40 protein-coding genes are annotated in these 24,565 nt (G+C 44.7%); all 40 read right to left on the bottom strand.

Annotation, left to right across the window (positions count from 1 at the left end; all coding sequences use genetic code 11):
* Nucleotides 1-93 precede the first annotated feature (93 nt).
* Complete coding sequence (locus tag ACQ4XT_RS04540) at nt 94-942, bottom strand: VOC family protein (RefSeq protein ID WP_446852683.1); 849 nt, start codon at nt 940-942, stop codon at nt 94-96.
* A gap of 206 nt (nt 943-1,148) precedes the next feature.
* Nucleotides 1,149-1,541 (bottom strand): 30S ribosomal protein S9, encoded by a 393-nt coding sequence (rpsI, locus tag ACQ4XT_RS04545; protein WP_075038155.1) that lies wholly within the window; start codon nt 1,539-1,541, stop codon nt 1,149-1,151.
* A gap of 18 nt (nt 1,542-1,559) precedes the next feature.
* On the bottom strand, nt 1,560-1,997 hold the full coding sequence (gene rplM, locus ACQ4XT_RS04550; protein WP_146818442.1) for a 50S ribosomal protein L13: 438 nt from the start codon (nt 1,995-1,997) through the stop codon (nt 1,560-1,562).
* A 215-nt stretch (nt 1,998-2,212) separates the two neighbouring features.
* Complete coding sequence (gene truA, locus ACQ4XT_RS04555; protein WP_446852684.1) at nt 2,213-2,953, bottom strand: tRNA pseudouridine(38-40) synthase TruA; 741 nt, start codon at nt 2,951-2,953, stop codon at nt 2,213-2,215.
* Nucleotides 2,954-2,968: 15 nt separating this feature from the next.
* A complete protein-coding gene (locus ACQ4XT_RS04560; protein WP_226594769.1) occupies nt 2,969-3,766 on the bottom strand; it encodes an energy-coupling factor transporter transmembrane component T family protein in 798 nt (265 codons plus the stop codon).
* On the bottom strand, nt 3,759-4,631 hold the full coding sequence (locus ACQ4XT_RS04565) for an energy-coupling factor ABC transporter ATP-binding protein (RefSeq protein ID WP_446852685.1): 873 nt from the start codon (nt 4,629-4,631) through the stop codon (nt 3,759-3,761). The genes ACQ4XT_RS04560 and ACQ4XT_RS04565 overlap by 8 nt, the downstream gene beginning before the upstream one ends.
* Nucleotides 4,607-5,446: an energy-coupling factor ABC transporter ATP-binding protein gene (locus tag ACQ4XT_RS04570; protein ID WP_446852686.1), complete on the bottom strand. Its 840-nt coding sequence runs from the start codon at nt 5,444-5,446 to the stop codon at nt 4,607-4,609. The genes ACQ4XT_RS04565 and ACQ4XT_RS04570 overlap by 25 nt, the downstream gene beginning before the upstream one ends.
* Nucleotides 5,447-5,635: 189 nt before the next feature.
* On the bottom strand, nt 5,636-5,995 hold the full coding sequence (rplQ, locus tag ACQ4XT_RS04575; protein ID WP_160916742.1) for a 50S ribosomal protein L17: 360 nt from the start codon (nt 5,993-5,995) through the stop codon (nt 5,636-5,638).
* A gap of 45 nt (nt 5,996-6,040) precedes the next feature.
* Nucleotides 6,041-6,985, bottom strand: a complete 945-nt coding sequence (locus tag ACQ4XT_RS04580) for a DNA-directed RNA polymerase subunit alpha (RefSeq protein ID WP_089654419.1) — start codon at nt 6,983-6,985, stop codon at nt 6,041-6,043.
* 180 nt (nt 6,986-7,165) lie between these two features.
* Complete coding sequence (rpsK, locus tag ACQ4XT_RS04585; protein ID WP_146818455.1) at nt 7,166-7,561, bottom strand: 30S ribosomal protein S11; 396 nt, start codon at nt 7,559-7,561, stop codon at nt 7,166-7,168.
* Nucleotides 7,562-7,591: 30 nt separating this feature from the next.
* Entirely contained in the window at nt 7,592-7,957 is a 366-nt protein-coding gene (gene rpsM, locus ACQ4XT_RS04590) for a 30S ribosomal protein S13 (protein ID WP_146818457.1), read from the bottom strand.
* Nucleotides 7,958-7,981: 24 nt separating this feature from the next.
* Nucleotides 7,982-8,095: a 50S ribosomal protein L36 gene (rpmJ, locus tag ACQ4XT_RS04595; RefSeq protein WP_002509257.1), complete on the bottom strand. Its 114-nt coding sequence runs from the start codon at nt 8,093-8,095 to the stop codon at nt 7,982-7,984.
* 28 nt (nt 8,096-8,123) lie between these two features.
* Entirely contained in the window at nt 8,124-8,342 is a 219-nt protein-coding gene (gene infA / locus ACQ4XT_RS04600; RefSeq protein WP_008636026.1) for a translation initiation factor IF-1, read from the bottom strand.
* Nucleotides 8,320-8,655, bottom strand: coding sequence for a KOW domain-containing RNA-binding protein (locus tag ACQ4XT_RS04605; RefSeq protein WP_035511657.1), 336 nt, complete (start codon nt 8,653-8,655; stop codon nt 8,320-8,322). The genes infA and ACQ4XT_RS04605 overlap by 23 nt, the downstream gene beginning before the upstream one ends.
* Before the next feature lie 16 nt (nt 8,656-8,671).
* Entirely contained in the window at nt 8,672-9,418 is a 747-nt protein-coding gene (gene map / locus ACQ4XT_RS04610; RefSeq protein ID WP_220586236.1) for a type I methionyl aminopeptidase, read from the bottom strand.
* Nucleotides 9,415-10,068: an adenylate kinase gene (locus ACQ4XT_RS04615; RefSeq protein WP_226594762.1), complete on the bottom strand. Its 654-nt coding sequence runs from the start codon at nt 10,066-10,068 to the stop codon at nt 9,415-9,417. Before ACQ4XT_RS04615 ends, map begins: the two co-directional genes overlap by 4 nt.
* A 43-nt stretch (nt 10,069-10,111) precedes the next feature.
* Entirely contained in the window at nt 10,112-11,404 is a 1,293-nt protein-coding gene (secY, locus tag ACQ4XT_RS04620) for a preprotein translocase subunit SecY (protein WP_115895003.1), read from the bottom strand.
* On the bottom strand, nt 11,404-11,844 hold the full coding sequence (gene rplO / locus ACQ4XT_RS04625) for a 50S ribosomal protein L15 (RefSeq protein WP_206948245.1): 441 nt from the start codon (nt 11,842-11,844) through the stop codon (nt 11,404-11,406). The genes secY and rplO overlap by 1 nt, the downstream gene beginning before the upstream one ends.
* A gap of 30 nt (nt 11,845-11,874) precedes the next feature.
* A complete protein-coding gene (gene rpmD, locus ACQ4XT_RS04630) occupies nt 11,875-12,057 on the bottom strand; it encodes a 50S ribosomal protein L30 (protein ID WP_089654426.1) in 183 nt (60 codons plus the stop codon).
* An 18-nt stretch (nt 12,058-12,075) separates the two neighbouring features.
* A complete protein-coding gene (gene rpsE / locus ACQ4XT_RS04635; protein WP_326315280.1) occupies nt 12,076-12,570 on the bottom strand; it encodes a 30S ribosomal protein S5 in 495 nt (164 codons plus the stop codon).
* A gap of 23 nt (nt 12,571-12,593) precedes the next feature.
* Entirely contained in the window at nt 12,594-12,956 is a 363-nt protein-coding gene (rplR, locus tag ACQ4XT_RS04640; RefSeq protein ID WP_115895005.1) for a 50S ribosomal protein L18, read from the bottom strand.
* 35 nt (nt 12,957-12,991) lie between these two features.
* Nucleotides 12,992-13,528: a 50S ribosomal protein L6 gene (gene rplF, locus ACQ4XT_RS04645; protein ID WP_089654428.1), complete on the bottom strand. Its 537-nt coding sequence runs from the start codon at nt 13,526-13,528 to the stop codon at nt 12,992-12,994.
* 30 nt (nt 13,529-13,558) lie between these two features.
* Nucleotides 13,559-13,957, bottom strand: coding sequence for a 30S ribosomal protein S8 (rpsH, locus tag ACQ4XT_RS04650; RefSeq protein ID WP_089654429.1), 399 nt, complete (start codon nt 13,955-13,957; stop codon nt 13,559-13,561).
* 30 nt (nt 13,958-13,987) lie between these two features.
* Entirely contained in the window at nt 13,988-14,173 is a 186-nt protein-coding gene (locus tag ACQ4XT_RS04655) for a type Z 30S ribosomal protein S14 (protein ID WP_035511674.1), read from the bottom strand.
* Between the two features lie 26 nt (nt 14,174-14,199).
* Entirely contained in the window at nt 14,200-14,739 is a 540-nt protein-coding gene (gene rplE, locus ACQ4XT_RS04660; protein ID WP_446852687.1) for a 50S ribosomal protein L5, read from the bottom strand.
* 26 nt (nt 14,740-14,765) lie between these two features.
* Complete coding sequence (gene rplX / locus ACQ4XT_RS04665; protein WP_035511676.1) at nt 14,766-15,077, bottom strand: 50S ribosomal protein L24; 312 nt, start codon at nt 15,075-15,077, stop codon at nt 14,766-14,768.
* 40 nt (nt 15,078-15,117) lie between these two features.
* On the bottom strand, nt 15,118-15,486 hold the full coding sequence (rplN, locus tag ACQ4XT_RS04670) for a 50S ribosomal protein L14 (RefSeq protein WP_035511677.1): 369 nt from the start codon (nt 15,484-15,486) through the stop codon (nt 15,118-15,120).
* Nucleotides 15,487-15,528: 42 nt separating this feature from the next.
* On the bottom strand, nt 15,529-15,792 hold the full coding sequence (rpsQ, locus tag ACQ4XT_RS04675) for a 30S ribosomal protein S17 (protein WP_035511679.1): 264 nt from the start codon (nt 15,790-15,792) through the stop codon (nt 15,529-15,531).
* Nucleotides 15,793-15,816: 24 nt separating this feature from the next.
* Nucleotides 15,817-16,017 (bottom strand): 50S ribosomal protein L29, encoded by a 201-nt coding sequence (rpmC, locus tag ACQ4XT_RS04680; protein WP_008636054.1) that lies wholly within the window; start codon nt 16,015-16,017, stop codon nt 15,817-15,819.
* Entirely contained in the window at nt 16,007-16,441 is a 435-nt protein-coding gene (rplP, locus tag ACQ4XT_RS04685) for a 50S ribosomal protein L16 (protein WP_027953416.1), read from the bottom strand. Before rplP ends, rpmC begins: the two co-directional genes overlap by 11 nt.
* An 18-nt stretch (nt 16,442-16,459) precedes the next feature.
* A complete protein-coding gene (rpsC, locus tag ACQ4XT_RS04690; protein WP_035511682.1) occupies nt 16,460-17,101 on the bottom strand; it encodes a 30S ribosomal protein S3 in 642 nt (213 codons plus the stop codon).
* Between the two features lie 3 nt (nt 17,102-17,104).
* Entirely contained in the window at nt 17,105-17,446 is a 342-nt protein-coding gene (gene rplV / locus ACQ4XT_RS04695) for a 50S ribosomal protein L22 (RefSeq protein WP_035511684.1), read from the bottom strand.
* Between the two features lie 20 nt (nt 17,447-17,466).
* Nucleotides 17,467-17,745 carry a 30S ribosomal protein S19 gene (gene rpsS, locus ACQ4XT_RS04700; RefSeq protein WP_035511685.1) on the bottom strand — a complete coding sequence of 93 codons (279 nt, stop codon included), beginning with the start codon at nt 17,743-17,745 and terminating at the stop codon, nt 17,467-17,469.
* Between the two features lie 57 nt (nt 17,746-17,802).
* Complete coding sequence (gene rplB / locus ACQ4XT_RS04705; protein WP_146818467.1) at nt 17,803-18,636, bottom strand: 50S ribosomal protein L2; 834 nt, start codon at nt 18,634-18,636, stop codon at nt 17,803-17,805.
* A 36-nt stretch (nt 18,637-18,672) separates the two neighbouring features.
* The gene (gene rplW, locus ACQ4XT_RS04710) at nt 18,673-18,960 is read right to left on the bottom strand and encodes a 50S ribosomal protein L23 (protein ID WP_146818469.1); all 288 of its coding nucleotides are present in this window, start codon (nt 18,958-18,960) and stop codon (nt 18,673-18,675) included.
* Nucleotides 18,960-19,583: a 50S ribosomal protein L4 gene (rplD, locus tag ACQ4XT_RS04715; RefSeq protein WP_089654433.1), complete on the bottom strand. Its 624-nt coding sequence runs from the start codon at nt 19,581-19,583 to the stop codon at nt 18,960-18,962. The genes rplW and rplD overlap by 1 nt, the downstream gene beginning before the upstream one ends.
* Nucleotides 19,584-19,604: 21 nt before the next feature.
* Entirely contained in the window at nt 19,605-20,240 is a 636-nt protein-coding gene (rplC, locus tag ACQ4XT_RS04720) for a 50S ribosomal protein L3 (protein WP_446852688.1), read from the bottom strand.
* A gap of 32 nt (nt 20,241-20,272) precedes the next feature.
* On the bottom strand, nt 20,273-20,581 hold the full coding sequence (gene rpsJ / locus ACQ4XT_RS04725) for a 30S ribosomal protein S10 (RefSeq protein WP_089654435.1): 309 nt from the start codon (nt 20,579-20,581) through the stop codon (nt 20,273-20,275).
* A gap of 571 nt (nt 20,582-21,152) precedes the next feature.
* Nucleotides 21,153-22,343 carry an elongation factor Tu gene (tuf, locus tag ACQ4XT_RS04730; RefSeq protein WP_089654436.1) on the bottom strand — a complete coding sequence of 397 codons (1,191 nt, stop codon included), beginning with the start codon at nt 22,341-22,343 and terminating at the stop codon, nt 21,153-21,155.
* Nucleotides 22,344-22,470: 127 nt separating this feature from the next.
* The gene (gene fusA / locus ACQ4XT_RS04735) at nt 22,471-24,549 is read right to left on the bottom strand and encodes an elongation factor G (RefSeq protein WP_115824706.1); all 2,079 of its coding nucleotides are present in this window, start codon (nt 24,547-24,549) and stop codon (nt 22,471-22,473) included.
* Nucleotides 24,550-24,565 lie beyond the last annotated feature (16 nt).

Here is a 24,565-nt window from a genome sequence, read left to right on the forward strand (position 1 = left end):
TTTTTCACTATATGGGACAGGGGGGACAAATATGTGAAAGCATGAGAAAGCTTTTTAACTGTTAGGAATCCTGTAAATCGTTATATATCAAATTCACACATGCAACCGAATCCAATGATTTGATGGGTCCATGGTGTAGATGACTCCTTCTTTCTCATCGACAGAAGCTCCCATTTGCCGGATTCTATGGACCGCCTCTTTCCCAGAGTGATCCTGAGGAAAATGAATATCAAACCATTTCAATCCTGCTGCATGATCTTCTGGAGGCGGGGCACCGGCACCCTTCCATGTGTTGAGCCCGATATGGTGATGGTATTTTGCAGAAGAAATAAACAAGGCTTCATCACCAAGCCGGCTCACTACATCGAATCCTAAACCTTCACAATAAAATTGCTTCGCTTTTTCAAGATCAGAAACATGAAGGTGAATATGTCCCATGACTGTCCGATCCGGCATCCCCATCCACCCGGCGTTGGTTACGAAACGGAACAACTCCTCAAAGTCCAATGGGTCAACAGCCATCTTCACCTCACTACCGGACCATTTCCATAATGATGAGGGACGGTCGATATACACTTCCACACCATTTCCATCAGGATCAGAAAAGTAGATGGCTTCACTAACGAGATGATCTGCCGATGCCACCTGGATGTTGTTCCTGATCAAGTGTTTGACCAAATCAGCAAGATCCGCCTTATCCGGCAAAAGGAGCGCAAAATGATACAGACCCGTGGCTTTTCTATTTGGTGGTCTAACATCCTTATCCTCCTCAAGGACAAGAAGCGGCTTTTCTTCCCCAGCACTTAAATAAACAGCACCATCGGACTGCTTCCATATTTGAAAACCGATGATGTTTGTATAAAACTCTATGGATCGCTTCAAATTCATAACCCTCAAAGTGACCTGTGTGACATGAGTGTTTTCTTTTTCATGAAAAAGCATGTGTACCCCTCCATACGGATATCTTTTCCCTCAGTATATCGGAATGGGAATTCTACAGGTATTCATATGCTTTTAAGCATGTCCGCACCCATTCGCGAATTTCAATACCCGGCTCACTTGTCAGCACCCAAAGTCACTACCATAAGTTAAAAGCAAAAAAAAGACTCCCAACCGAGTCGGTTGAGAGTCTTTGGTATAAGCATCGATTAACGCTTGGAGAATTGTGGAGCGCGACGTGCACCTTTAAGACCGTATTTCTTACGCTCTTTCATACGTGCGTCACGAGTCAATAGACCAGCGCGCTTCAATGGTGTACGGTATTCAGGATCCGCTTGTAACAATGCACGAGCGATTCCGTGACGGATTGCACCTGCTTGTCCTGTGAATCCACCGCCATCTACGTTTACATATACATCATAGTTACCTTCAGTTTCTGTAACAGCTAGAGGCTGTTTCAGAATCATACGAAGCGTTTCATATGGGAAAAAGTCTTCAGCATCACGTTTGTTTACTACTACACGACCAGTTCCTGGAACAAGACGTACACGAGCTGTTGAGCTCTTACGACGACCAGTACCTGAGTATTGTACTTGTGCCACTAAGATTACCTCCTTTGATTATCCGCGAAGTTCGTAAACTTCTGGTTTTTGTGCTTCATGCTTGTGGTCCGCACCAGCGTAAACATGAAGTTTCTTGCCCATCTTACGTCCAAGACTTCCTTTTGGAAGCATCCCTTTAACAGCAAGCTCTAGCATTTGCTCAGGGTATTTCGTACGCATTTCGTTAGCCGTACGGGATTTCAAACCACCTACGTGGTTAGAGTGACGATAATAGATCTTATCGTTGATTTTGTTACCTGTAAGTTGGATCTCACCTGCATTGATGATGATGACGTGGTCACCTGTGTCAACGTGTGGTGTGTATGTTGGTTTATTTTTACCGCGAAGGATCGCAGCAACTTCGCTCGCTAAACGGCCGAGTGTTTGCCCTGCAGCATCCACAACATACCATTTACGTTCAACGTTGTTTTCATTTGCCATGAAAGTTGTGCGCATATCGGTTTCCCTCCTGAAATGTTTGATTTCTCATAGACTTCGTTACTACTTTATCATTTATCTCAAATACGATTAGTTTTCCGGGGCTAACCGTGGTACAGAAATAAAATGCCATAGAATATAATATAACACCTTGTAACTATATGTCAAGGGCATGCACACCTGGATTCGTTGTTTTTTTAAAAGAGTGCCTCATTTTCAAGGGACCACCCCATCTAATAAAACACTTCCCATAAAAACAACCCTTGCGGGGGTGCCGTCTTCCCTGCTTCATTACGGTTTTTCGCTTCAATGATCCGCTTTACATCTTCAGGGTCACGTTCGTTCCTTCCAATCTCTAACAGAGTTCCGACAAGAATCCGAACCATATTATAAAGGAATCCTGAGCCTCGGAAGACAAATACCATGTCATTCCCCTCTTTTGTTACCTCTGCTTTATAAATCGTCCGAACCTTGGTGCCTTTGATGTCCGTCTTTGGTGAACAAAAAGAGGTGAAATCATGCTCTCCCTCTAGGTGTCTGCATGCTTCTCTCATCCTGTTGATATCGAGTTCTGCGCGGACATGGTGAGTATAATGACGGCGGAAGAGATCCGGCTCATGAGCTTGATGGACATAATAGCGGTACTCTTTTCCCTTCGCATCATATCTTGCATGGAATTCTTCAGATGCTTGCTCAGCAGAAACGACTTGAACATCATCCGGGAGAAGCGAGCCCAATGCTCTCTTCCAATTTGCCATAGGAATATGAAGGGGAGTATCAAAGTGAATCACCTGACCGACCGCGTGGACACGTGCATCCGTACGTCCAGAAGCGACCACTTTCACCTGATCTCCTTTATGCATTTTCCTTAACGCTTTTTCAAGCTCTGCCTGAATGGTATTCCCATTAGGCTGAACCTGATAGCCGGCGTAATTCGTCCCATCATAACGGATGACCATACGAATTCTTTTCATAAAAAGTTCCTCCCGTCAGCTTCTCGTCATGAATAGGGCGATGACTAATAGAGCGAACAGGACATACAAAGAAATATCAAGCTTGGATATCCTCAGTTCCCTGAGCTTCGTACGACCTTCCCCTCCTTGATAACCACGTGCTTCCATAGCCATAGCAAGCTCCTCTGCGCGTTTGAATGCACTTACGAACAATGGGACTAAGAGTGGGACAATCGCCTTCACACGGTCCTTTAACGCGCCTGTACGGAAATCCACGCCTCGGGAGGCCTGGGCTTTTGAAATTTTCTCTGTCTCCTGCATCAATGTGGGGATGAAGCGGAGAGAGATCGACATCATCAACGCCAGTTCATGGACAGGGAATTTCACTTTTTTCAAGGGACCTAACAACTCCTCGATCGCATCTGTAATTTCAATCGGAGTTGTTGTTAACGTAAGGAGCGAGGTCACAAGAATGAGGAGGAAGAACCGCAATGAAATGGCTCCCCCCTGAACAAGACCTTCTCTGTAGACATCCCAGCCCAATATAGAAAACACGACGTCCCCTTCCCTCGTGACAATCAAATGGAGAAGGAACGTAAACACAATGAGGAACCATACCGGTTTCAAACCTTTCATAATGTAGCGGAATGGCACCCGGGAAAGCAAGGCACTTCCTACAGCAAAGAGTGCAAGTACCCCGTAGCTCATAACAGAGTTAGCAAAAAATACGATCACAACATAAAAGAAAATGATAGCGATTTTTGAACGGGGGTCAAGGCGGTGGATCACGGAATCTGTCGGTATATATTGGCCGATAATCAAAGAACTACTCATGATCGCTGACCCCTCTCACTTTGCGGGCTAATTCTTTTGCTAACTCAGCTATGGTCTGTCCTTTATATTCAAGTTCAATCCCATACTCTTTCTCCGCTTTACTCAAAAAGGCGATAACTTCTGGTACATCCAGCTGGACTTTCTCAAGGTCTTCTTTCTGGCGGAAAATCTCCAGTGGTGTCCCTTCCTTGTAAAGTTCCCCCTGATTCATAATTAAAATATAATCAGCATAGGCAAGAGCATCCTCCATACTATGAGTGACCAGGATGGTCGTCAGTCCCTTTTCATGATGAAGGTCATGAAACATGTCCATCACTTCTCTCTGGCCGCTGGGATCAAGCCCTGCGGTCGGTTCATCTAAAACAAGAACCTTAGGATCCATCGCCAGCACCCCCGATATAGCTACACGACGCATCTGGCCACCACTCAAGTCGAATGGCGATCGGTCGAGCAAATCTTCAGGAAGCTGTGTCGCTTTAATCGCAGCTTTCGTGCGTCGCTCAATTTCTTCTTGGGGCACACCGAAATTCTGCGGACCGAAGGCAATGTCTTTGGCCACGGTTTCTTCAAACAATTGATGCTCAGGATATTGAAAAACAACGCCAACTTTTTCACGCAGGTCTCTTAAGCGCTTGTTTTTCACTCCAGCTTTAATGGTATGATCACCCAGGTGTATTTTCCCTTCGGTTGGCTGCAACAGGCCGTTTAAGTGCTGGATCAATGTCGACTTCCCTGATCCTGTGTGGCCGATGACAGCTACAAAAGATCCAGATTCGATCGAAAACCTCAGATCATTCAGTGCTTTGTGTTCGAATGGACTGTTCGGTTGATAAGTATAGCTTACGTGGTCAAACGAGATGTGCATAAGTCCTCCAACAACTCCTGGTGATTGAGTGGCTCACGAGATAGGCTTAAACCTTCTTCTTTAAGGTGATCAGCCATTTTACTTACAAACGGAGTATCCAAGCCAATTTCAGTCAACTGTTCTTTTCTAGAGAATACATCTCTAGGTGTTCCTTCCATCCAAACTTCTCCACCATTCATGACAATCACTCTTGAAGCCATCGTCACTTCTTGAAGGTCATGGGTGATGGTCACTAATGATAGATCCCTTTCACGCTGGACGTCGCTTACAGTCTGCATGATTTCTTTTCTACCTTTTGGATCAAGCATGGCGGTTGCTTCATCAAGAATAATGAATTCAGGTGATACAGCTAGGACGCTGGCGATAGCAACCCGCTGTTTTTGACCTCCGGATAATCGGTGGGGTTCATGCCTCTCGTATGCTTCCATGCGGACAGAGTCCAGGCTTTCTTTGATGCGCTCAACCATAAGTTCCCGGGGCATGCCGTGGTTTTCCATTCCGAACGCAACGTCATCTCTGACCGTGGTCCCTACAAACTGGTTATCAGGATTTTGAAAAACCATCCCAACTTGTTTTCTGATTTCCCACACCGTCTCAGGTGTCACTTTCATTCCATCGACGATAATTTCCCCTTCCTGAGGAAACAAGAGTCCATTCATTAATTTTGCAATCGTCGATTTGCCTGAACCATTGTGACCGATGATGGCTACCCACTCGTCCGGACCTATGGTAAAGCTCACGTCCTTTAATACCCAGGGCATGTCTTCCTGGTATTTAAAAGACACATGACGAAACTCGACTTGTCTCTCTCCCATCTGTGTTCCTCCTCTGCTCAACTGACTATTTCCCAGGAAATATGACATCATTTCCTATCAACCAAAGGATGGGTCATCTAAAAATCGACGCCATCCACACGATATTCCCTTGTATTTGGGTATAAAAAAAGGGCTGGATGTAACCTCACGATGAGATTCAGTCCTGCCCTTTAACCCTCATGGTATTCATTAAACTAGTTCAATGATCGCCATTTTAGCTCCATCACCTTTACGCTCGCCTAGCTTAAGCACGCGAGTGTAACCACCTTGACGGTCTTCATAGCGTGGACCGATGTCAGAGAATAGCTTTTGCAAAGCTGTTTGCTCCCCATCTTCGTCGGCTTGCGCATTGTAAAGGAATGATTCAGCTTGACGACGGGCATGTAGATCGCCGCGTTTCCCTAGTGTAATCATTTTTTCTACAACAGATTTAAGCTCTTTCGCTTTAGCTTCTGTTGTTTCCAAACGTTCGTGAATGATCAAGTCTGTCGCTAAGTTACGAAGTAGCGCCATACGCTGATCTGTTGTACGTCCTAGTTTTCTAGCCATTGATAATCCCTCCCTTATCTGAATCTCTTAGATGTGTTCTATCAATCAATCGTCTTTTCTTAGACCTAATCCCAGTTCGTCCAACTTGTGCTTCACTTCTTCAAGTGACTTGCGACCAAGGTTACGTACCTTCATCATGTCTTCCTCAGACTTATTCGCAAGTTCCTGCACTGTGTTGATGCCAGCGCGTTTCAAGCAGTTGTAGGAACGGACAGATAGATCAAGTTCTTCGATCGTCATTTCTAGAACTTTTTCTTTTTGGTCCTCTTCTTTTTCAACCATGATTTCAGCTTTTTGAGCTTCATCAGTAAGGCCTACAAAGATATTGAGGTGTTCCATATAGATTTTAGCTCCAAGAGAGATCGCTTCTTCCGGACGAATGCTGCCATCCGTCCATACATCCAACGTCAACTTGTCAAAGTTAGATGTTTGACCGATTCTAGTGTTCTCTACTTGATACGTTACACGGGATACCGGTGTAAAAATAGAGTCAACTGGAATAACGCCAATTGGTTGATCCTCATGGTTATTTCCTTCAGCCGGACGATATCCTCGGCCGCGTTCTGCTGTAATACGTGCACGGAAGCTGGAGTTGCTATCTAATGTTGCGATGTGAAGATCTGGATTAAGAACTTCTACATCACTGTCGTGCGTAATGTCAGCCGCTGTAACTTTTCCTTCACCCTGTACATCAATCTCCAAAGTCTTTTCTTCGTCGGAATAAACCTTCAAAGCTAGTTTCTTTAGATTAAGAATGACTGTGGTTACGTCTTCGACGACACCTTCAATAGTTGAGAACTCATGAAGGACCCCGTCAATTTGAACTGATGTGACAGCAGAGCCGGGAAGTGAGGATAATAGGATACGACGCAAGGAGTTCCCTAGAGTTGTACCATACCCACGCTCAAGCGGTTCTACGACGAACTTACCAAAAGTAGACTCATCGCTGATCTCGACCGTTTCAATCTTTGGCTTTTCAATTTCGATCATTTACACTAAACCCTCCTTCAAAACGTCGAAACCCCGGTTAGACAATAGGTCTAACCGAAATTCCTCAGGTAGGCAGTCCCGATAAAAAGACAACTGCATATTTTCTCTGTCTACGACGGTGATGATATAAAAGCTATCATAACCCATTATAGACAGGGTGACAAATTCTATTCAGAACTATTATACGCGACGACGTTTTGGTGGGCGGCAACCATTGTGTGGTACTGGAGTTACGTCACGGATTGCCGTAATTTCAAGACCTGCTGCTTGTAGAGAGCGGATTGCTGCTTCACGACCAGCACCAGGGCCTTTAACTGTTACTTCAAGAGTTTTCATACCGTTGTCCATAGCGTCTTTCGCTGCAGCTTCAGAAGCCATTTGAGCAGCAAATGGAGTAGATTTACGGGAACCTTTGAAACCAAGGGATCCGGCACTGCTCCATGCGATAACGTTACCTTGAACATCAGTGATCGTTACGATTGTGTTGTTGAAAGTAGAGCGGATGTGTGCCACACCGGTCTCTATATTCTTTTTCACGCGACGCTTACGACTACGAGTGTTTCCTTTACGTGCCATATAGTTAGCTTACCTCCTTTGTGATGCTTATTATTTACGTTTGTTAGCCACGGTACGACGTGGTCCTTTACGTGTACGAGAGTTGTTTTTCGTTTTCTGTCCGCGAAGTGGAAGTCCACGACGGTGACGGATTCCGCGATAAGAACCGATCTCGATCAAACGTTTGATGTTAAGAGAGTTCTCACGACGAAGGTCACCTTCCGTGTTGTGTTGTTCCACTGCTTTACGGATTTTACCTAGTTCGTCTTCTGTAAGGTCGCGAACGCGAGTGCTTTCAGAAACGCCAGCTTCAGCTAGTACGTCTTTGGCAAGGGATTTACCGATACCATAAACGTAAGTTAGGGATACGACTACTCGCTTGTCACGAGGAATATCTACACCTGCAATACGTGCCATAAGTTACGTGCACCTCCTTCAGTTTTAGCCTTGTTTTTGTTTATGCTTAGGGTTTTCACAGATAACCATGACTTTACCTTTACGTTTGATGACTTTGCATTTTTCGCAAATTGGTTTTACAGAAGGCCTTACCTTCATCATCCATACCTCCTTTAAGATCGGAGTTTTATTTATAACGGTACGTAATACGTCCTTTAGTTAAGTCATAAGGGGAAAGTTCTACCGTTACCTTGTCTCCTGGTAAGATTCGAATGAAGTGCATGCGAATTTTACCGGAAACGTGAGCTAAAACGGAGTGACCGTTCTCGAGTTCAACCTTGAACTGTGCGTTCGGTAAGGTTTCAACGACGGTCCCTTCTACTTCAATTACATCGTCTTTCGCCATCGAGTTGATCTCCCTTCTTCAAATCAGTCACTGCTTCATTGACATATTTTGATACGGCAAATCGAAGCTTGCCATTTGTGACACGACCAGTTTCCAGAAGGCTGTCCTGGACTTCCGGAGAGATGAAATCCATAAGCTCAACATGTTGCAAATTCTTTTTCTTTGGTCGATCATACTTACGTTTCTCTCCGTCGGCAAGCAGCACAAAGCGGCCATCCAGTACATCGATTACTACCGCGTACTGTCCTGCCTCACGCCCCTGCACAATACGAACAATTTGACCTATTCGCGGACTCGACTCAGATTCGTTCAAAAACGATCACCTTCATTTAGGATTTTGTAAGGATTTCGTATCCTTCATCCGTAATTGCAATCGTGTGCTCAAAGTGAGCGCACTTTTTACCATCTTGAGTGACTACCGTCCAATGGTCGCCTAGCGTCTTCACATAGCGAGAGCCTGCGTTCACCATCGGTTCTACAGCCAATACCATTCCAGGCTTAAGACGTGGTCCTTTGTTTGGCGGGCCGTAATGAGGAATTTGAGGATCCTCATGAAGCTCCTGCCCTACGCCGTGTCCCACATATTCTCTTACGATTGAAAACCCTTCAGGTTCAACGAAGCTCTGGATTGCATGGGATATATTTGAAAGGCGTACACCTGGTTTTGCTTCATCAAGTCCTTTAAACAATGATTGCTCAGTAACTCTCAACAATTCCATGGTTTCATCATCGACGGTTCCGACCGGATACGTCCAGGCCGAATCTCCGTGATAACCTTTATATTTGGCACCAATATCGATGCTGATGATATCACCTTCGTTCAACACCCTGTCTCCAGGGATGCCATGAACGAGTTCTTCGTTGACAGATGCACAGATACTTCCACGGAATCCATTATAACCTTTAAAAGATGGGATTGCATCCATACTGCGTATGAATTCATCTGCAATCTTATCCAATTCCCCGGTTGTTATACCTGGTTGGATCTTTTGTTCCAACTTTTGGTGCGTCAAGGCGACGATCCGCCCTGCTTCTCGCATAATATCTAATTCCCGTGAAGTCTTACAAATAATCATTCAGCCAGAGCTCCCAGCTTTTGATCGATGTCTTGGAATACTTCGTTGATATCTTTGTCACCTTCGAATGATACCAAGTACCCTTTCTCTTGGTAGAAATCAAGCAGAGGTTGCGATTGCTCAACATTGACCTCCAGGCGCTTTCTTACGGTGTCAGGCTGATCGTCTTCGCGCTGAATCAACTCAGAGCCATCGTGATCACACTTGCCGTCTTCTTTCGGCGGGTTGAAGACCACGTGATAGGTAGCACCGCACGTTGGGCAGATGCGTCGTCCAGTAAGACGCTCGATGAGTTGCTCCTTAGGAACATCGATATGAAGAACATAGTCCAATGACTCTTCCATATCAGTCAAGAGGTTCTCAAGGGCTTCTGCTTGGGCGATTGTTCTTGGGAAACCGTCTAAAAGGAATCCTTTTTTACAATCGGGTTTACTTAGACGCTCACGAACGATTCCGATGGTCACTTCATCGGGAACCAATTCGCCTTTGTCCATATAGGATTTGGCTTCTTTGCCCAGTGCTGTTCCTTCTTTGATAGCTAATCGGAACATATCTCCAGTTGAGATATGAGGGATGTCATATTTTTCGACTATCTTCTCAGCCTGAGTACCTTTACCGGCACCAGGGAGACCCATCAGAATTAAATTCAACGTGTTCCCCTCGCTCTCATTTATTCATTAGCTTTCACACTAATTATTTAATGAATCCTTGATAGTGGCGTTTTACAAGCTGACTTTCCAGCTGCTTCATAATTTGAAGGGCAACCCCTACAACGATCAGCAGGCCGGTTCCTCCGATTTGGATGCTTGGCGGCAACTGCGCAGCAGAGCCCAAGATGATCGGTAGGATAGAGACAGCTGCTAGGAAGATGGATCCTACAAACGTCAAGCGATACATCACACGAGTCAAGTACGTTTCCGTATTTGCTCCAGGACGAATCCCCGGGATATACCCGCCTTGCTTCTTCAAGTTTTCAGCCATTTGTTCCGGATTAACCTGAACAAATGTATAGAAATAAGTGAAGGCAATGATCAACGCTACATAGATAATCATTCCAGGCCAGTTTTGATAATCAAATATATATTGAATGACGGAGGCGACTTCACTGTTCTCAAAGAGACCAGCAACGGTTCTTGGTGCGATAATGAAAGATATCGCAAAGATGACCGGGATGACTCCTGCAGCATTCACTTTTAGTGGTAAGTGAGTGGAATGCCCACCTACTGGCGAACGGTTAACCAAACGTTTTGCATATTGAATAGGAATTTTACGAAGGGCTTGTTGGATGAAGATGACTCCCACAACAACCGCAATAATAACAAGTACAATCAGAGCGATGATGACCAAGTTAATGAACAACTCTTCTCCGGCACCGGAGATGTATTGATCATACAACTGGTTCACACCGGTCGGGATTGCAGCAACAATTCCTGCAAAGATTAGAATGGATATACCATTTCCAACGCCGTGTTCAGTGATTTGCTCACCAAGCCACATTAGAAACGCTGTACCGCCTGTCAAGACAAGAGCAATGATTAAGAATTTCGTAACCCCTGGATCAGCGATCAATTGACCACCAGCCAGTGCATTAAAACCTATAGACATGCCGATGGCTTGAATGAAAGCGAGCACGATCGTTCCATAGCGGGTAAACTGAGCTAATTTTCGACGGCCGACTTCACCTTGCTTCTTCCATTCCGCAAACTTAGGAACGACGTCCATCTGCAACAATTGCATGATGATGGAGGCAGTAATGTAGGGCATGATCCCCATAGCAAAGATGGAGAAGTTTTGTAATGCCCCGCCTCCGAATGTGTTCAGGAAACCGAACGCATTCTGTTCATCCATGAAATTGATGGCTTCTCTATTTGTAAAAGGAACCGGGATGAATGTTCCCAGGCGAAAAACAATGAGCATCAACAAAGTGAAAATAATCTTCCGTCGAATATCACCCACGCGCATAAAATTGGAGATTGTCCGGAACATTAAATCACCTCAGTTTGACCGCCCGCTGCTTCAATTGCTTCTTTCGCGGAAGCAGAGAACTTGTGAGCTTTCACTGTAAGTTTCTTTTCGATTGAACCTTTAGCTAGTACTTTGATTCCGGATTTTTGGTTGCTTACCACACCAGACTCAAGCAATAGCTCAGGAGTAACCTCTGTGCCTTCTTCGAAGCGATTCAGTGCATCAAGGTTGATAATCGCAAATTCCTTACGGTGAACGTTAGTGAAACCACGCTTAGGCAGGCGTTGGAAAAGTGGCATTTGACCACCCTCGAAACCTGGGCGTGTTTTGCTTCCTGAACGCTGGCCTTGACCTTTGTGACCACGTCCGGAAGTTTTACCGTTACCAGATGCCATACCACGACCTACGCGGTTACGTTCTTTACGAGTACCTTTAGCAGGTTTTAGTTCATGCAGTTTCATGCGTTGCACCTCCTTATATCTTTTGTAGAATTAAACTTCTTTAACCGAAACTAGGTGAGACACCTTATTAGCCATACCTCGGATCGCTGGGTTATCTTCAAGTACGACAGTTTGACGGATCTTGTTCAGACCTAGCGCCTTGACAGTAGAGCGCTGATCTTGCGGTCTACCAATAACACTGCGCGTGAGGGTAATTTCTAACTGTTTAGCCATTTTATTTCCCTCCTTATCCTACAGTTCTTCTACTGATTTACCACGAAGTTTAGCGACGTCTTCTGCACGCTTAAGCTCGCTAAGTCCAGTGATTGTAGCACGTACCATGTTGATTGGCGTGTTAGAACCAAGTGACTTAGATAGGATGTCTTGAACACCTGCAAGCTCAAGTACCGCACGGACAGGTCCACCAGCGATAACTCCGGTACCTTCTGCTGCTGGTTTCATAAGAATGTTACCTGCACCAAAACGTCCATTGATTTCGTGTGGAATTGTCGTGTTCTTCACTGGTACTGTGATTAGATTTTTCTTAGCATCATCAATGGCTTTTTTGATCGCTTCCGGTACCTCTTGGGCTTTCCCTGTACCGAATCCGACATGACCATTTTTATCTCCTACTACAACCAAAGCAGCAAAACGGAAACGACGTCCACCTTTAACTACCTTAGCTACACGGTTAATGGTAACTACGCGTTCTTCAAGATCAAGTTTGTTAGGGTCGATGTTTGTAATCATTTATGTCCCTCCTTTAACTATTAAAATTCTAGGCCGGCTTCGCGAGCGGCTTCAGCTAGTGCTTTCACACGTCCATGATACAAGTAACCTCCACGGTCGAATACAACAACTTTAAAACCGTTGTCGATCGCACGCTTAGCCACTAATTCACCGACTTTTTGAGCAGCCTCGACATTGCCTGTAGCATCAAGGTTGAAGTCATTGTCGACAGTAGACGCACTTGCTACTGTTACTTGGCTTTCATCGTTGATTAGCTGAGCATAAATGTGTTTGTTAGAGCGATATACGTTCAAGCGTGGGCGTTCAGCGGTGCCAAAGACATTCTTACGAACGCGTGCATGACGCTTTTTACGTACGACATTTTTATCTGCCTTCGTGATCATCAGGGTCACTCCTTTCTATACGTTAGCTACGAATCTTACTTAGCTGTTTTACCTTCTTTTCTGCGTACATATTCGCCTTCGTAGCGAATTCCTTTGCCTTTATAAGGCTCTGGAGGACGGATCGCACGGATTTTCGCAGCTACAGCACCAACAAGTTCTTTGTCGATTCCTTTAACTGTTACTTTCGTGTTGGATGGTACCTCGATTTCGATACCTTCGTGGTTATCGACTTCAACAGGGTGAGAGTAACCAGCGTTGATTACAACATTTTGACCCTGTTTCTGCGCACGGTAACCTACACCGATGATTTCAAGACTCTTCTCATAGCCTTTAGAAACACCTTCAACCATGTTACCGATCAGGCTGCGTGTAGTACCGTGAAGAGCACGGTGTTCTTTGTGGTCGCTCGGACGAGCTACAGTAAGAACGTTGTCCTCAACTTTAACTGTGATGTCCTTGTGGAATGTACGAGTCAATTCCCCTTTAGGACCTTTAACTGTAATCGTGTTGTTATCCTGGATGATTTCTACACCTTCAGGAATTTCAAGTGATTTTAAACCTACGCGAGACATATGTTTGCACCTCCTGTCTGATCTGTTTTTTTACCAGATGTAAGCTAGAACTTCGCCACCGATGGCTTGTTCGCGAGCTTCTTTATCTGTCAATACACCTTTTGAAGTGGATACAACGGCTACACCTAGACCGTTAAGAACTTTCGGAAGTTCTTCAGCGTTAGCGTAAACACGTAGACCTGGCTTACTGATACGCTTAACACCAGTAATTACACGCTCATTGTTTTGGCCGTACTTAAGGAAGATGCGAAGAACTCCTTGCTTGTTGTCTTCAACAAATTCGTAGTCACGTACAAAACCTTCACGCTTAAGGATATCAGCGATTTCTTTTTTAACGTTGGAAGCTGGAAGCTCAAGCTTCTCGTGACGCACCATGTTAGCGTTACGAATACGTGTCAGCATATCTGCAATTGGATCTGTCATTGTCATAACTCATTAACCTCCTTCCCTGTTTCGGGTTTACCAGCTGGCTTTTTTGACACCAGGGATTTGACCTTTATATGCAAGTTCACGGAAACAAATACGGCAAAGCTTAAACTTACGAAGTACGGAGTGCGGACGTCCGCAGCGTTCACAACGCGTGTATTCGCGCACTTGGTACTTCTGTTTACGCTGTTGCTTCGCGACCATTGATTTTTTAGCCACTATTTTCCCTCCTTATAGTTAGCTCATTATTTTTGGAACGGCATGCCGAATTGAGCTAGAAGTTCACGTGCTTCTTCGTCAGAGTCAGCTGTAGTGACAATAACGATATCCATACCACGCACTTTGTTTACTTTATCGTAATCGATCTCTGGGAAAATCAATTGCTCTTTAACACCAAGCGTGTAGTTTCCACGACCGTCGAAAGCTTTCTTAGAAATACCACGGAAGTCACGCACACGTGGTAGAGATACGGCAATCAGTTTTTGGAGGAACTGGTACATGCGCTCTCCACGAAGTGTAACTTTCGCACCGATTGGCATACCTTCACGTAAGCGGAATCCTGCAATTGATTTCTTCGCTTTTGTGATGACTGGCTTCTGTCCAGTGATCAATGTTAGTTCTTCTACAGCTGTGTCAAGTGCTTTCGCGTTTTGAACAGCGTCACCTACACCCATGTTGACAACGATTTTCTCAACTTTTGGTGTTTGCATGATGGAATCATATTCAAATTTGTTCATCAAAGATGAGATAACTTCTTCTTGATATTGTTTCTTTAGTTCGTTCATCGTGTGGCCCTCCTTTCTTCTATGGCTTATTTATCTAGTGCTTCACCAGATTTTTTCGCGATACGAACTTTCTTACCGTCCTCGACTTTGTAACCAACACGTGTCGGCTCGCCAGTTTTAGGGTCGATCGGCATTACGTTGGATACGTGGATCGCAGCTTCTTGTGTTAGGATTCCACCCTGTGGATTTTCCTGAGAAGGCTTCGCGTGCTTTTTCACTTCGTTCACACCTTCAACAAGGACACGATCTTTCTTCGGATAAGCTTCAAGGATTGTACCTTGTTTGCCTTTATCCTTACCAGTAATCACCATTACTTTGTCACCTTTTTTTACGTGCATTCTTCGCGCACCTCCTTAACAAGGCATTTCATTCAGGCTTTTATAATACTTCTGGAGCTAGAGATACAATCTTCATGAATTTAGCATCACGAAGTTCACGAGCTACCGGTCCAAAGATACGAGTACCGCGTGGTCCTTTGTCATCACGCACGATTACTGCTGCGTTTTCATCAAAACGGATGTAAGAACCATCTTTACGGCGCACTCCACTCTTAGAACGTACGATAACAGCTTTTACAACTTCACCTTTTTTAACAACGCCTCCTGGTGTTGCCTGCTTCACAGTAGCAGTGATGATATCACCAATGTTAGCTGTTTTGCGGCCGGATCCACCCAATACTTTAATGGTTTGGATTTCACGAGCACCAGAGTTATCTGCGACTTTCAGACGAGATTCCTGTTGAATCATAACATGTAACCTCCCTTCGGATTAACTCCGAGCGAACTTTATTTAGATAATGACAGACTCTTCAACAACTTCTAGAAGACGGAAACGCTTAGAAGCAGACAATGGACGAGTTTCCATGATGCTTACGATGTCGCCGTTTTTCGCTTGGTTGTTTTCGTCATGCGCTTTGAACTTTTTGGAATACTTTACGCGCTTGCCGTAAAGTTTGTGGAACTTATAAGTTTCTACTAGTACGGTGATGGTTTTATCCATCTTGTCAGAAACGACACGGCCAGTATAAACTTTACGATTATTACGTTCAGTCATGTGAGGGTGACCTCCTCTCATCTATTAGTTATTTACGCCTAGCTCACGTTCACGAGCAACAGTCTTCATACGTGCGATGGACTTGCGAACTTCACGGATACGTGCAGTGTTCTCAAGTTGACCTGTTGCCAATTGGAAGCGTAGGTTGAAAAGTTCTTCTTTAAGAGACTTAACTTTTTGTTCAATTTCGGCAGTGGTTAATTCACGGATCTCATTAGCCTTCATTGATTTCACCACCAATTTCTTCACGTTTTACGAATTTTGTACGGATCGGCAGTTTGTGTGAAGCAAGACGCAACGCTTCGCGTGCAACCTCTTCAGATACACCTGCGATCTCGAACATGATTTTCCCTGGCTTCACGACAGCTACGAAACCTTCTGGAGCACCTTTACCGGAACCCATACGTACTTCTAGGGGCTTAGCAGTATAAGGCTTATCAGGGAAGATTTTAATCCAAACTTTACCGCCACGCTTCATGTAACGAGTCATCGCGATACGCGCTGCCTCGATCTGGCGGGCTGTGATCCATGCAGGATCAATTGCTTGCAAACCATATTCACCGAATGCTACTTCAGTACCGCCTTTTGCACGGCCTTTTAAGCTAGTACGGTGTTGACGACGATATTTAACACGTTTAGGCATTAACATAATGCTTTTCCCCCTTCCTTACTTGTCAGTTTTAGTTGGAAGGACTTCTCCACGATAGATCCACACTTTAACACCAAGCTTACCGTAAGTGGTGTCAGCTTCTGCAGTTCCATAATCGATGTCTGCACGAAGTGTGTGTAGTGGTACTGTTCCTTCACTGTAATATTCAGCACGAGCGATATCCGCGCCACCTAGACGACCAGATACTTGGGTACGAATACCTTTAGCTCCTGCACGCATAGCGCGTTGGATTGTTTGTTTTTGAGCACGACGGAAAGATACGCGGTTTTCCAATTGACGTGCGATATTGTCAGCTACAAGAGTAGCGTCAAGGTCTGGCTTTTTCACTTCAACGATGTTGATGTGAACGCGTTTACCAGTAAGTTGGTTTAGAGCTTTACGAAGTGCTTCTACTTCGGAACCGCCTTTACCGATAACCATTCCTGGCTTAGCTGTGTGCACAGTAATGTTTACACGGTTTGCTGCGCGTTCGATTTCTACCGTAGAAAGAGCAGCATCTTTAAGACGATTTTCAACATATTCACGAATCTTAATGTCTTCATGTAACAAGTCTGCATAGTCTTTGCCAGCGTACCACTTGGATTCCCAATCGCGGATAACGCCGATACGAAGACCTACCGGATTAATTTTTTGACCCACTGATTATCCCTCCTTTTTTTCTGATACGACCACTGTGATGTGGCTTGTGCGTTTGTTGATTTGGCTTGCGCGGCCCATAGCGCGAGGGCGGAAACGTTTAAGAGTTACGCCTTCGTTTACAAACGCTTCGGAAACGTATAGGTTTTCCGGGTCCATTTCATAGTTGTGTTCTGCGTTAGCAATCGCGGAGTTAAGAAGTTTCTCAACTACTGGAGATGCGCCACGCTGTGTTAGACGTAGTGTAGCTAGAGCTTCACCAACATTTTTTCCTCGAATTAAATCAATTACCAAACGAGCTTTACGAGGAGCGATACGAACGGTTTTAGCAACTGCTTTAGCTTGCATTAGAGTGCCTCCTCTCTATATTAACGTTTTGTTTTCTTATCGTCGCCAGAGTGTCCCTTGAACGTACGGGATGGCGCGAATTCACCTAGTTTGTGACCAACCATGTCTTCAGTCACATAAACTGGTACGTGCTTACGACCGTCATAAACGGCGATTGTGTGTCCGACGAAGTTAGGGAAGATCGTAGAACGGCGAGACCAAGTCTTTACGACCTGCTGTTTATTATCTTCGTTCAACTTCTCGACTTTTTTCATTAAGTGATCATCTACAAAAGGTCCTTTTTTCAGGCTGCGGCCCATGAATAAACCTCCCTTCGCGATTGAGAGACGGGTTTTACTGCCCGCCCGACAATCCCGTTATTTTTTACCGCGTCTACGCACGATATATTTATCAGACGGCTTGTTGCGTTTTCTCGTTTTGTATCCAAGAGTTGGTTTACCCCATGGAGATACTGGAGATGGCATACCGATTGGTGCGCGTCCTTCACCACCACCGTGTGGGTGATCACTAGGGTTCATTACGGAACCACGTACTGTTGGGCGCTTACCTTTCCAACGAGAACGTCCAGCTTTACCTACGCTGATTAGTTCGTGTTCAAGGTTACCAACTTGACCGATTGTTGCACGGCAAGAACTTAGTACCAAACGAACTTCACCAGAAGTTAGACGTACAAGCGTGTATTTCTCTTCACGACCAAGGATTTGTGCAGAAGCACCTGCAGAACGGACAAGCTGTCCTCCGCGTCCTGGCTTAAGTTCTACGTTGTGTACGATTGTACCAACTGGAATGTCTTTCAACTGAAGAGCATTACCTGGTTTGATATCTGCACCTTCACCAGAAATAATTTCCGTTCCAACCTTCACACCTTTTGGAGCTAGGATGTAACGTTTTTCACCATCAACATAATTGATTAGTGCAATGTTAGCGGAGCGGTTCGGATCATATTCGACTGTAGCAACGCGTCCAGGTATTCCATCTTTGTCACGCTTGAAGTCGATAATACGATACTGACGCTTGTGGCCTCCGCCCTGATGACGAACTGTCAGCTTACCCTGGTTGTTACGTCCACCTTTTTTGTGAAGTGGAGTGACAAGGGAGCGTTCAGGTTTGTCAGTTGTGATCTCAGCGAAATCAGATACTGACATGTGTCGACGACCGTTAGTAATTGGTCTGAACTTTTTAATCGCCATCTTTATTTCCCTCCTTCATATTTCAATTCGTGTATTTTATGCTTCGAAGATTTCTAGTTCTTCGCTGTCCTGAGTCAATGTGATGACTGCTTTCTTACGATCGGAGCGGTAGCCGCCGTAACGACCCATACGCTTGAACTTACCTTTAAGGTTCATTGTGTTGACTTGTGCAACTTGAACGCCAAAGATTTCTTCAACTGCTTTTTTAATTTCAGTTTTGTTAGCTTTCGGGCTAACTTCAAACGTATATTTCTTTTCTCCCATAAGATCAGCAGAATGTTCAGTAATGACAGGGCGCTTGATAATATCGCGTGGTTCTTTCATTATGAGAGCACCTCCCCTGCTTTTTCAGCTGCTTCCTTAGTAAGGATCAGCTTGTCATGCGTTAGCAAGTCTAACACACTTACTTGCTCTACAGGAAGACTCTTCACTGTAGGGATGTTGTTAGATGATAGAGTTACATTTTCGTCTGCTTCAGCAGTAACGATCAATGCTTTCTCGTTAACATCTAGTGCTTTTAGAATGTTTGCAACTTCTTTTGTTTTCGGAGCATCAAGAGATAGGCTCTCAAGAACAATGATGTTTTCTTCTTTCACTTTAGAAGAGAAAGCAGATTGAAGTGCCAAACGACGTACTTTTCTTGGCATCGTGTAGCTGTAGCTGCGTGGTGTAGGACCGAAAACAGTTCCGCCACCTACCCATTGTGGTGAACGGATAGATCCTTGACGCGCACGGCCTGTACCTTTTTGGCGCCATGGTTTGCGTCCGCCGCCACTAACTTCAGAACGTCCTTTTACTTTGTGTGTGCCTTGGCGAAGATTCGCACGCTGCATCAACACAGTTTCGTGTAAAACGTGAGTATTAGGTTCAATTCCAAATACAGATTCATTTAGTTCGATTTCACCAACATTAGAACCGCTTTGGTTTAATAGTGCTACTTTAGGCATGACATATCCTCCCTTCGTTTATTATTTGCTAGCCTTAATTGCACTTGTAATCTTAACGTAAGATTTTTTCGCGCCTGGTACATTACCTTTGATAAGTAGTAGATTACGCTCAGCGTCCACTTTTACTACTTCAAGGTTTTGTAGAGTTACTGTTTCGCCACCCATTTGTCCTGCAAGACCTTTGCCTTTGAAGACTTTGGACGGGTCAGCACCTTGTCCCATTGAACCGGAACGACGGTGGAAACGGGAACCGTGAGTTTTAGGTCCAGTAGATTGGTTGTGGCGCTTGATAGCACCCTGGAATCCTTTACCTTTAGAAGTTCCTGTAACGTCAATTGCTTCACCAGCTTCGAAAATATCAACTTTAACCTCTTGACCTAGTTCAAAGTCATCAAGGTTTGTATTACGGAATTCACGAACGTAGCGCTTAGGTGTTGTGCTTGCTTTGTCAGCGTGCCCTTGAGCAGCTTTCTTCAAGCGGTTTGACTTTTCATCAGCAAAACCAAGTTGGATCGCTTCATAACCGTCATTTTCTGTTGTTTTCTTTTGAAGAACAACGTTTGGCTCAGCCTGAACAACTGTTACTGGGATCAACTCGCCATTTTCAGAGAAAATTTGAGTCATGCCGACTTTTCGTCCTAAGATTCCTTTCGTCATCCGTTACACCTCCTATTATCTTTACGATTTATTTATAGTTTGATTTCGATATCCACACCAGATGGTAGATCCAAACGCATTAGTGAATCAACGGTCTGTGGTGTTGGATTAACAATGTCGATTAGACGTTTGTGTGTGCGCATTTCGAACTGCTCACGAGAGTCTTTATACTTGTGAGTCGCACGAAGTACAGTATATACAGAACGCTCTGTCGGAAGCGGGATCGGACCAGATACATTAGCTCCGGAACGCTTCGCAGTGTCTACGATCTTTTCTGCGGACTGATCAAGTACTCTGTGATCATACGCTTTTAAACGAATACGAATTTTCTCTTTTGCCATTATTTTCCCTCCTTCTTCGCCCATTTTTGAAATAGACATTCTCCGCGAAAAAAACTTGACCACTAGCCATGGCAAAGGGGCCGGGTGTGTCAACAACCTTTCGCTTCATCGCCTTTTATGACCAACATTATTCATTATATAGAAGAAATGCAGTCATTGCAAGGATAAATCCATAATTTTTTCATCACGGACACTTAAAACATTATACTAGCGTTCACCACTTTTTTCAAGGGGATAGCTAGTATTCATAGGCTTTCCGCCAAATGTTTCCGACTACATCTTTGAAATCCATTGTCCATTTAAACAAATATGACTGAGGATATCAACCATCTCTGTGTAAAGAATAATTTTCTAAACATTCTTAAAAAAACCGGATCCTTATATGCTTGTCAGTGACTGAATTATAAAAGCCGATAAACGACAAGACGGATAACCTTATTATTTTGCTCTGTCGGCAAGCTATAGCGATGACTATATTCTTTGGAAGGAATTCAATAGCATGATTGTATATCTTCATTAAAAAAGAGCAACAGCCAGAAGCTGTTGCTCTCTATATAGGATAGAACTGAAATTACTTAGTGATTTCAGAAACTACGCCAGAACCTACTGTACGTCCACCTTCACGGATAGAGAAACGAGTTCCGTCCTCGATCGCGATTGGGGAGATAAGTTCTACAGTCATTTCAACGTTGTCCCCAGGCATAACCATTTCTACGCCTTCAGGAAGTTGAATAACACCAGTTACGTCCGTAGTACGGAAGTAGAACTGTGGGCGGTAGTTAGAGAAGAATGGAGTGTGACGTCCACCTTCGTCTTTAGCTAGTACATAAACTTCAGCTTTGAAGTTTGTGTGTGGAGTGATAGAACCAGGCTTAGCTAGTACTTGACCACGGTTGATGTCTTCACGCTTAACACCACGAAGAAGTGCACCGATGTTGTCTCCAGCTTCAGCGTAATCTAGAAGCTTACGGAACATTTCAACACCAGTTACAGCAGTTTTGCTGGACTCTTCAGCCATACCGATGATTTCAACTTCGTCACCGACTTTAACTGTTCCACGCTCAACACGACCAGTAGCAACTGTACCACGACCAGTGATAGAGAATACGTCCTCAACTGGCATCATGAATGGCTTGTCAGTGTCACGGTCTGGAGTTGGAACATACTCGTCAACTGCGTCCATTAGATCGTAGATTGCTTGCTCATACTTCTCTTCACCTTCAAGAGCTTTAAGAGCAGAACCGCTGATTACTGGTACGTCATCACCATCGAAGTCGTACTCAGAAAGTAGATCGCGAACTTCCATTTCTACTAGTTCAAGAAGCTCTTCGTCGTCTACCATGTCAACTTTGTTCAAGAATACAACGATAGCTGGTACACCTACGTTTTTAGAAAGTAGGATGTGCTCACGAGTTTGTGGCATTGGACCGTCAGCTGCAGATACAACTAGGATCGCGCCGTCCATTTGAGCAGCACCAGTGATCATGTTCTTAACGTAGTCAGCGTGACCTGGGCAGTCAACGTGTGCATAGTGACGAGTTTCAGTTTCGTACTCAACGTGTGCAGTGGAGATTGTGATTCCACGCTCACGCTCTTCAGGAGCACCGTCGATCATGTCATATGCCATTGCTTCACCAGAACCAGAACGCTTGTGAAGTACAGTCGTGATCGCTGCAGTTAGAGTTGTTTTACCGTGGTCAACGTGTCCAATTGTACCAATGTTAACGTGGGACTTGGACCGGTCAAATTTTTCTTTACCCATTGTATATTTCCTCCTTTAGATAAGTAACAAGTTTGGTTTTCAAGATTTATGATGCAGCTTAGGAGTAAGCAAGAGTCACTCCTAAGCTTACAATACAAGTTATACTTTAACTCGTCTAAAAAATCAATTATTCACCAGCATTTTTCTTAATGATTTCCTCAGAGATGCTCTTCGGAACTTCTTCATAGTGGTCGAAGTGCATTGTGTACGTACCACGGCCTTGAGTGTTGGAACGCAACGCAGTTGCATAACCGAACATCTCAGATAGTGGAACGAATGCTTTAACCACTTGTGCATTACCACGAGTTTCCATACCTTCTACACGTCCACGACGGGAAGTTACGTCACCCATGATGTCGCCCATGTATTCCTCAGGAATAACAACTTCTACTTTCATCATTGGTTCAAGTAGAACAGGCTTACACTTGTTTTTCGCCTCTTTAAGTGCCATGGAAGCGGCAACTTTAAAGGCCATTTCGTTGGAGTCGACATCGTGGTAAGAACCGTCGTAAAGAGTCGCTTTGATGTCTACCATAGGGTATCCAGCCAATACACCGTTTTCCATAGACTCTTTAATACCTTGTTCTACAGATGGAATGTATTCACGTGGTACAACACCACCGACGATCTTGTTAACGAATTCGAAACCAGCGCCTTCTTCGTTTGGCTCGAACTCAACCCATACGTGACCGAATTGTCCACGACCACCGGATTGACGTACGAACTTACCTTCCACTTGTGCACTACCGCGGAATGTTTCACGGTAAGCAACTTGTGGAGCACCAATGTTCGCTTCAACTTTGAACTCACGCTTCAGACGGTCAACGATGATGTCCAGGTGAAGTTCACCCATACCTGCGATGATCGTTTGACCAGTTTCAACGTTTGTTTCAGTTTGGAACGTTGGATCCTCTTCAGCTAGTTTACCAAGAGCGATGGACATCTTGTCTTGGTCAGCTTTAGATTTAGGCTCGATAGCAACTGAGATTACCGGATCAGGGAATTCCATGGACTCAAGAATAACAAGACTCTTTTCGTCACATAGCGTATCACCCGTACCTGTATCTTTAAGGCCTACCGCACCTGCGATATCCCCTGCATACACAGTGGAGATCTCTTCACGAGAGTTTGCGTGCATCTGCAGGATACGACCTACACGTTCACGCTTATCTTTCGTGGAGTTTTTCACGTATGAACCAGCATTCAATGTACCGGAGTATACGCGGAAGAAAGTAAGTTTACCTACATAAGGGTCTGTAGCGACTTTAAATGCCAAAGCAGAGAATGGCTCGTTGTCGTCAGGCTTACGTACAACTTCTTCTTCTGTTTGTGGTACGTGACCTTCAATTGGAGGTACATCTAGTGGAGATGGTAGATAATCGATAACACCATCAATTAGAAGTTGAACTCCTTTGTTCTTGAAGGCAGAACCACAGAATACTGGGTAGAATTCAACACTTAGAGTTGCTTTACGGATGGCATCCTTAAGCTGGTCGTTTGTGATTTCTTCTCCCTCTAGATACTGCATCATCAAGTCTTCATCAAGTTCTGCAACAGCTTCTACTAGCTTGCCACGGTACTCTTCAGCTTGATCTTTGTAGTCGTCAGGAATCGGGCGTGCTTCAGCACGTGTTCCCAAGTCGTCCATGTAGTAGTATGCTTCCATCGTTACTAGGTCGATGATTCCTTCGAACTCATCTTCCGCACCGACAGGAAGTTGGACAGCTGCTGCATTCGCTCCTAGACGGTCTTGCAAAGTGCCTAGGGAGTAGATGAAGTCAGCTCCGATTTTGTCCATTTTGTTAATGAAGACAATACGTGGAACACCGTATGTGGTAGCTTGGCGCCAAACAGTTTCTGTTTGAGGCTCAACACCAGATTGTGCGTCTAGGACAGCTACGGAACCATCAAGTACACGCAGGGAACGTTCAACTTCAACAGTGAAGTCTACGTGTCCTGGAGTATCGATGATGTTGATACGGTGACCTTTCCACTGAGCAGTCGTAGCGGCAGAAGTGATTGTGATTCCGCGCTCTTGTTCCTGCTCCATCCAGTCCATTTGGGAAGCTCCTTCGTGAGTTTCACCAATTTTGTGGATACGTCCTGTGTAGAAAAGAATACGCTCTGTCGCCGTTGTTTTACCAGCGTCGATGTGAGCCATTACCCCGATATTCCGAGTCTTTTCCAAGGAGAACTCTCTAGCCATGCATCTTTCTCCTTCC

Source organism: Halobacillus sp. 12SKB, from assembly GCF_052941655.1.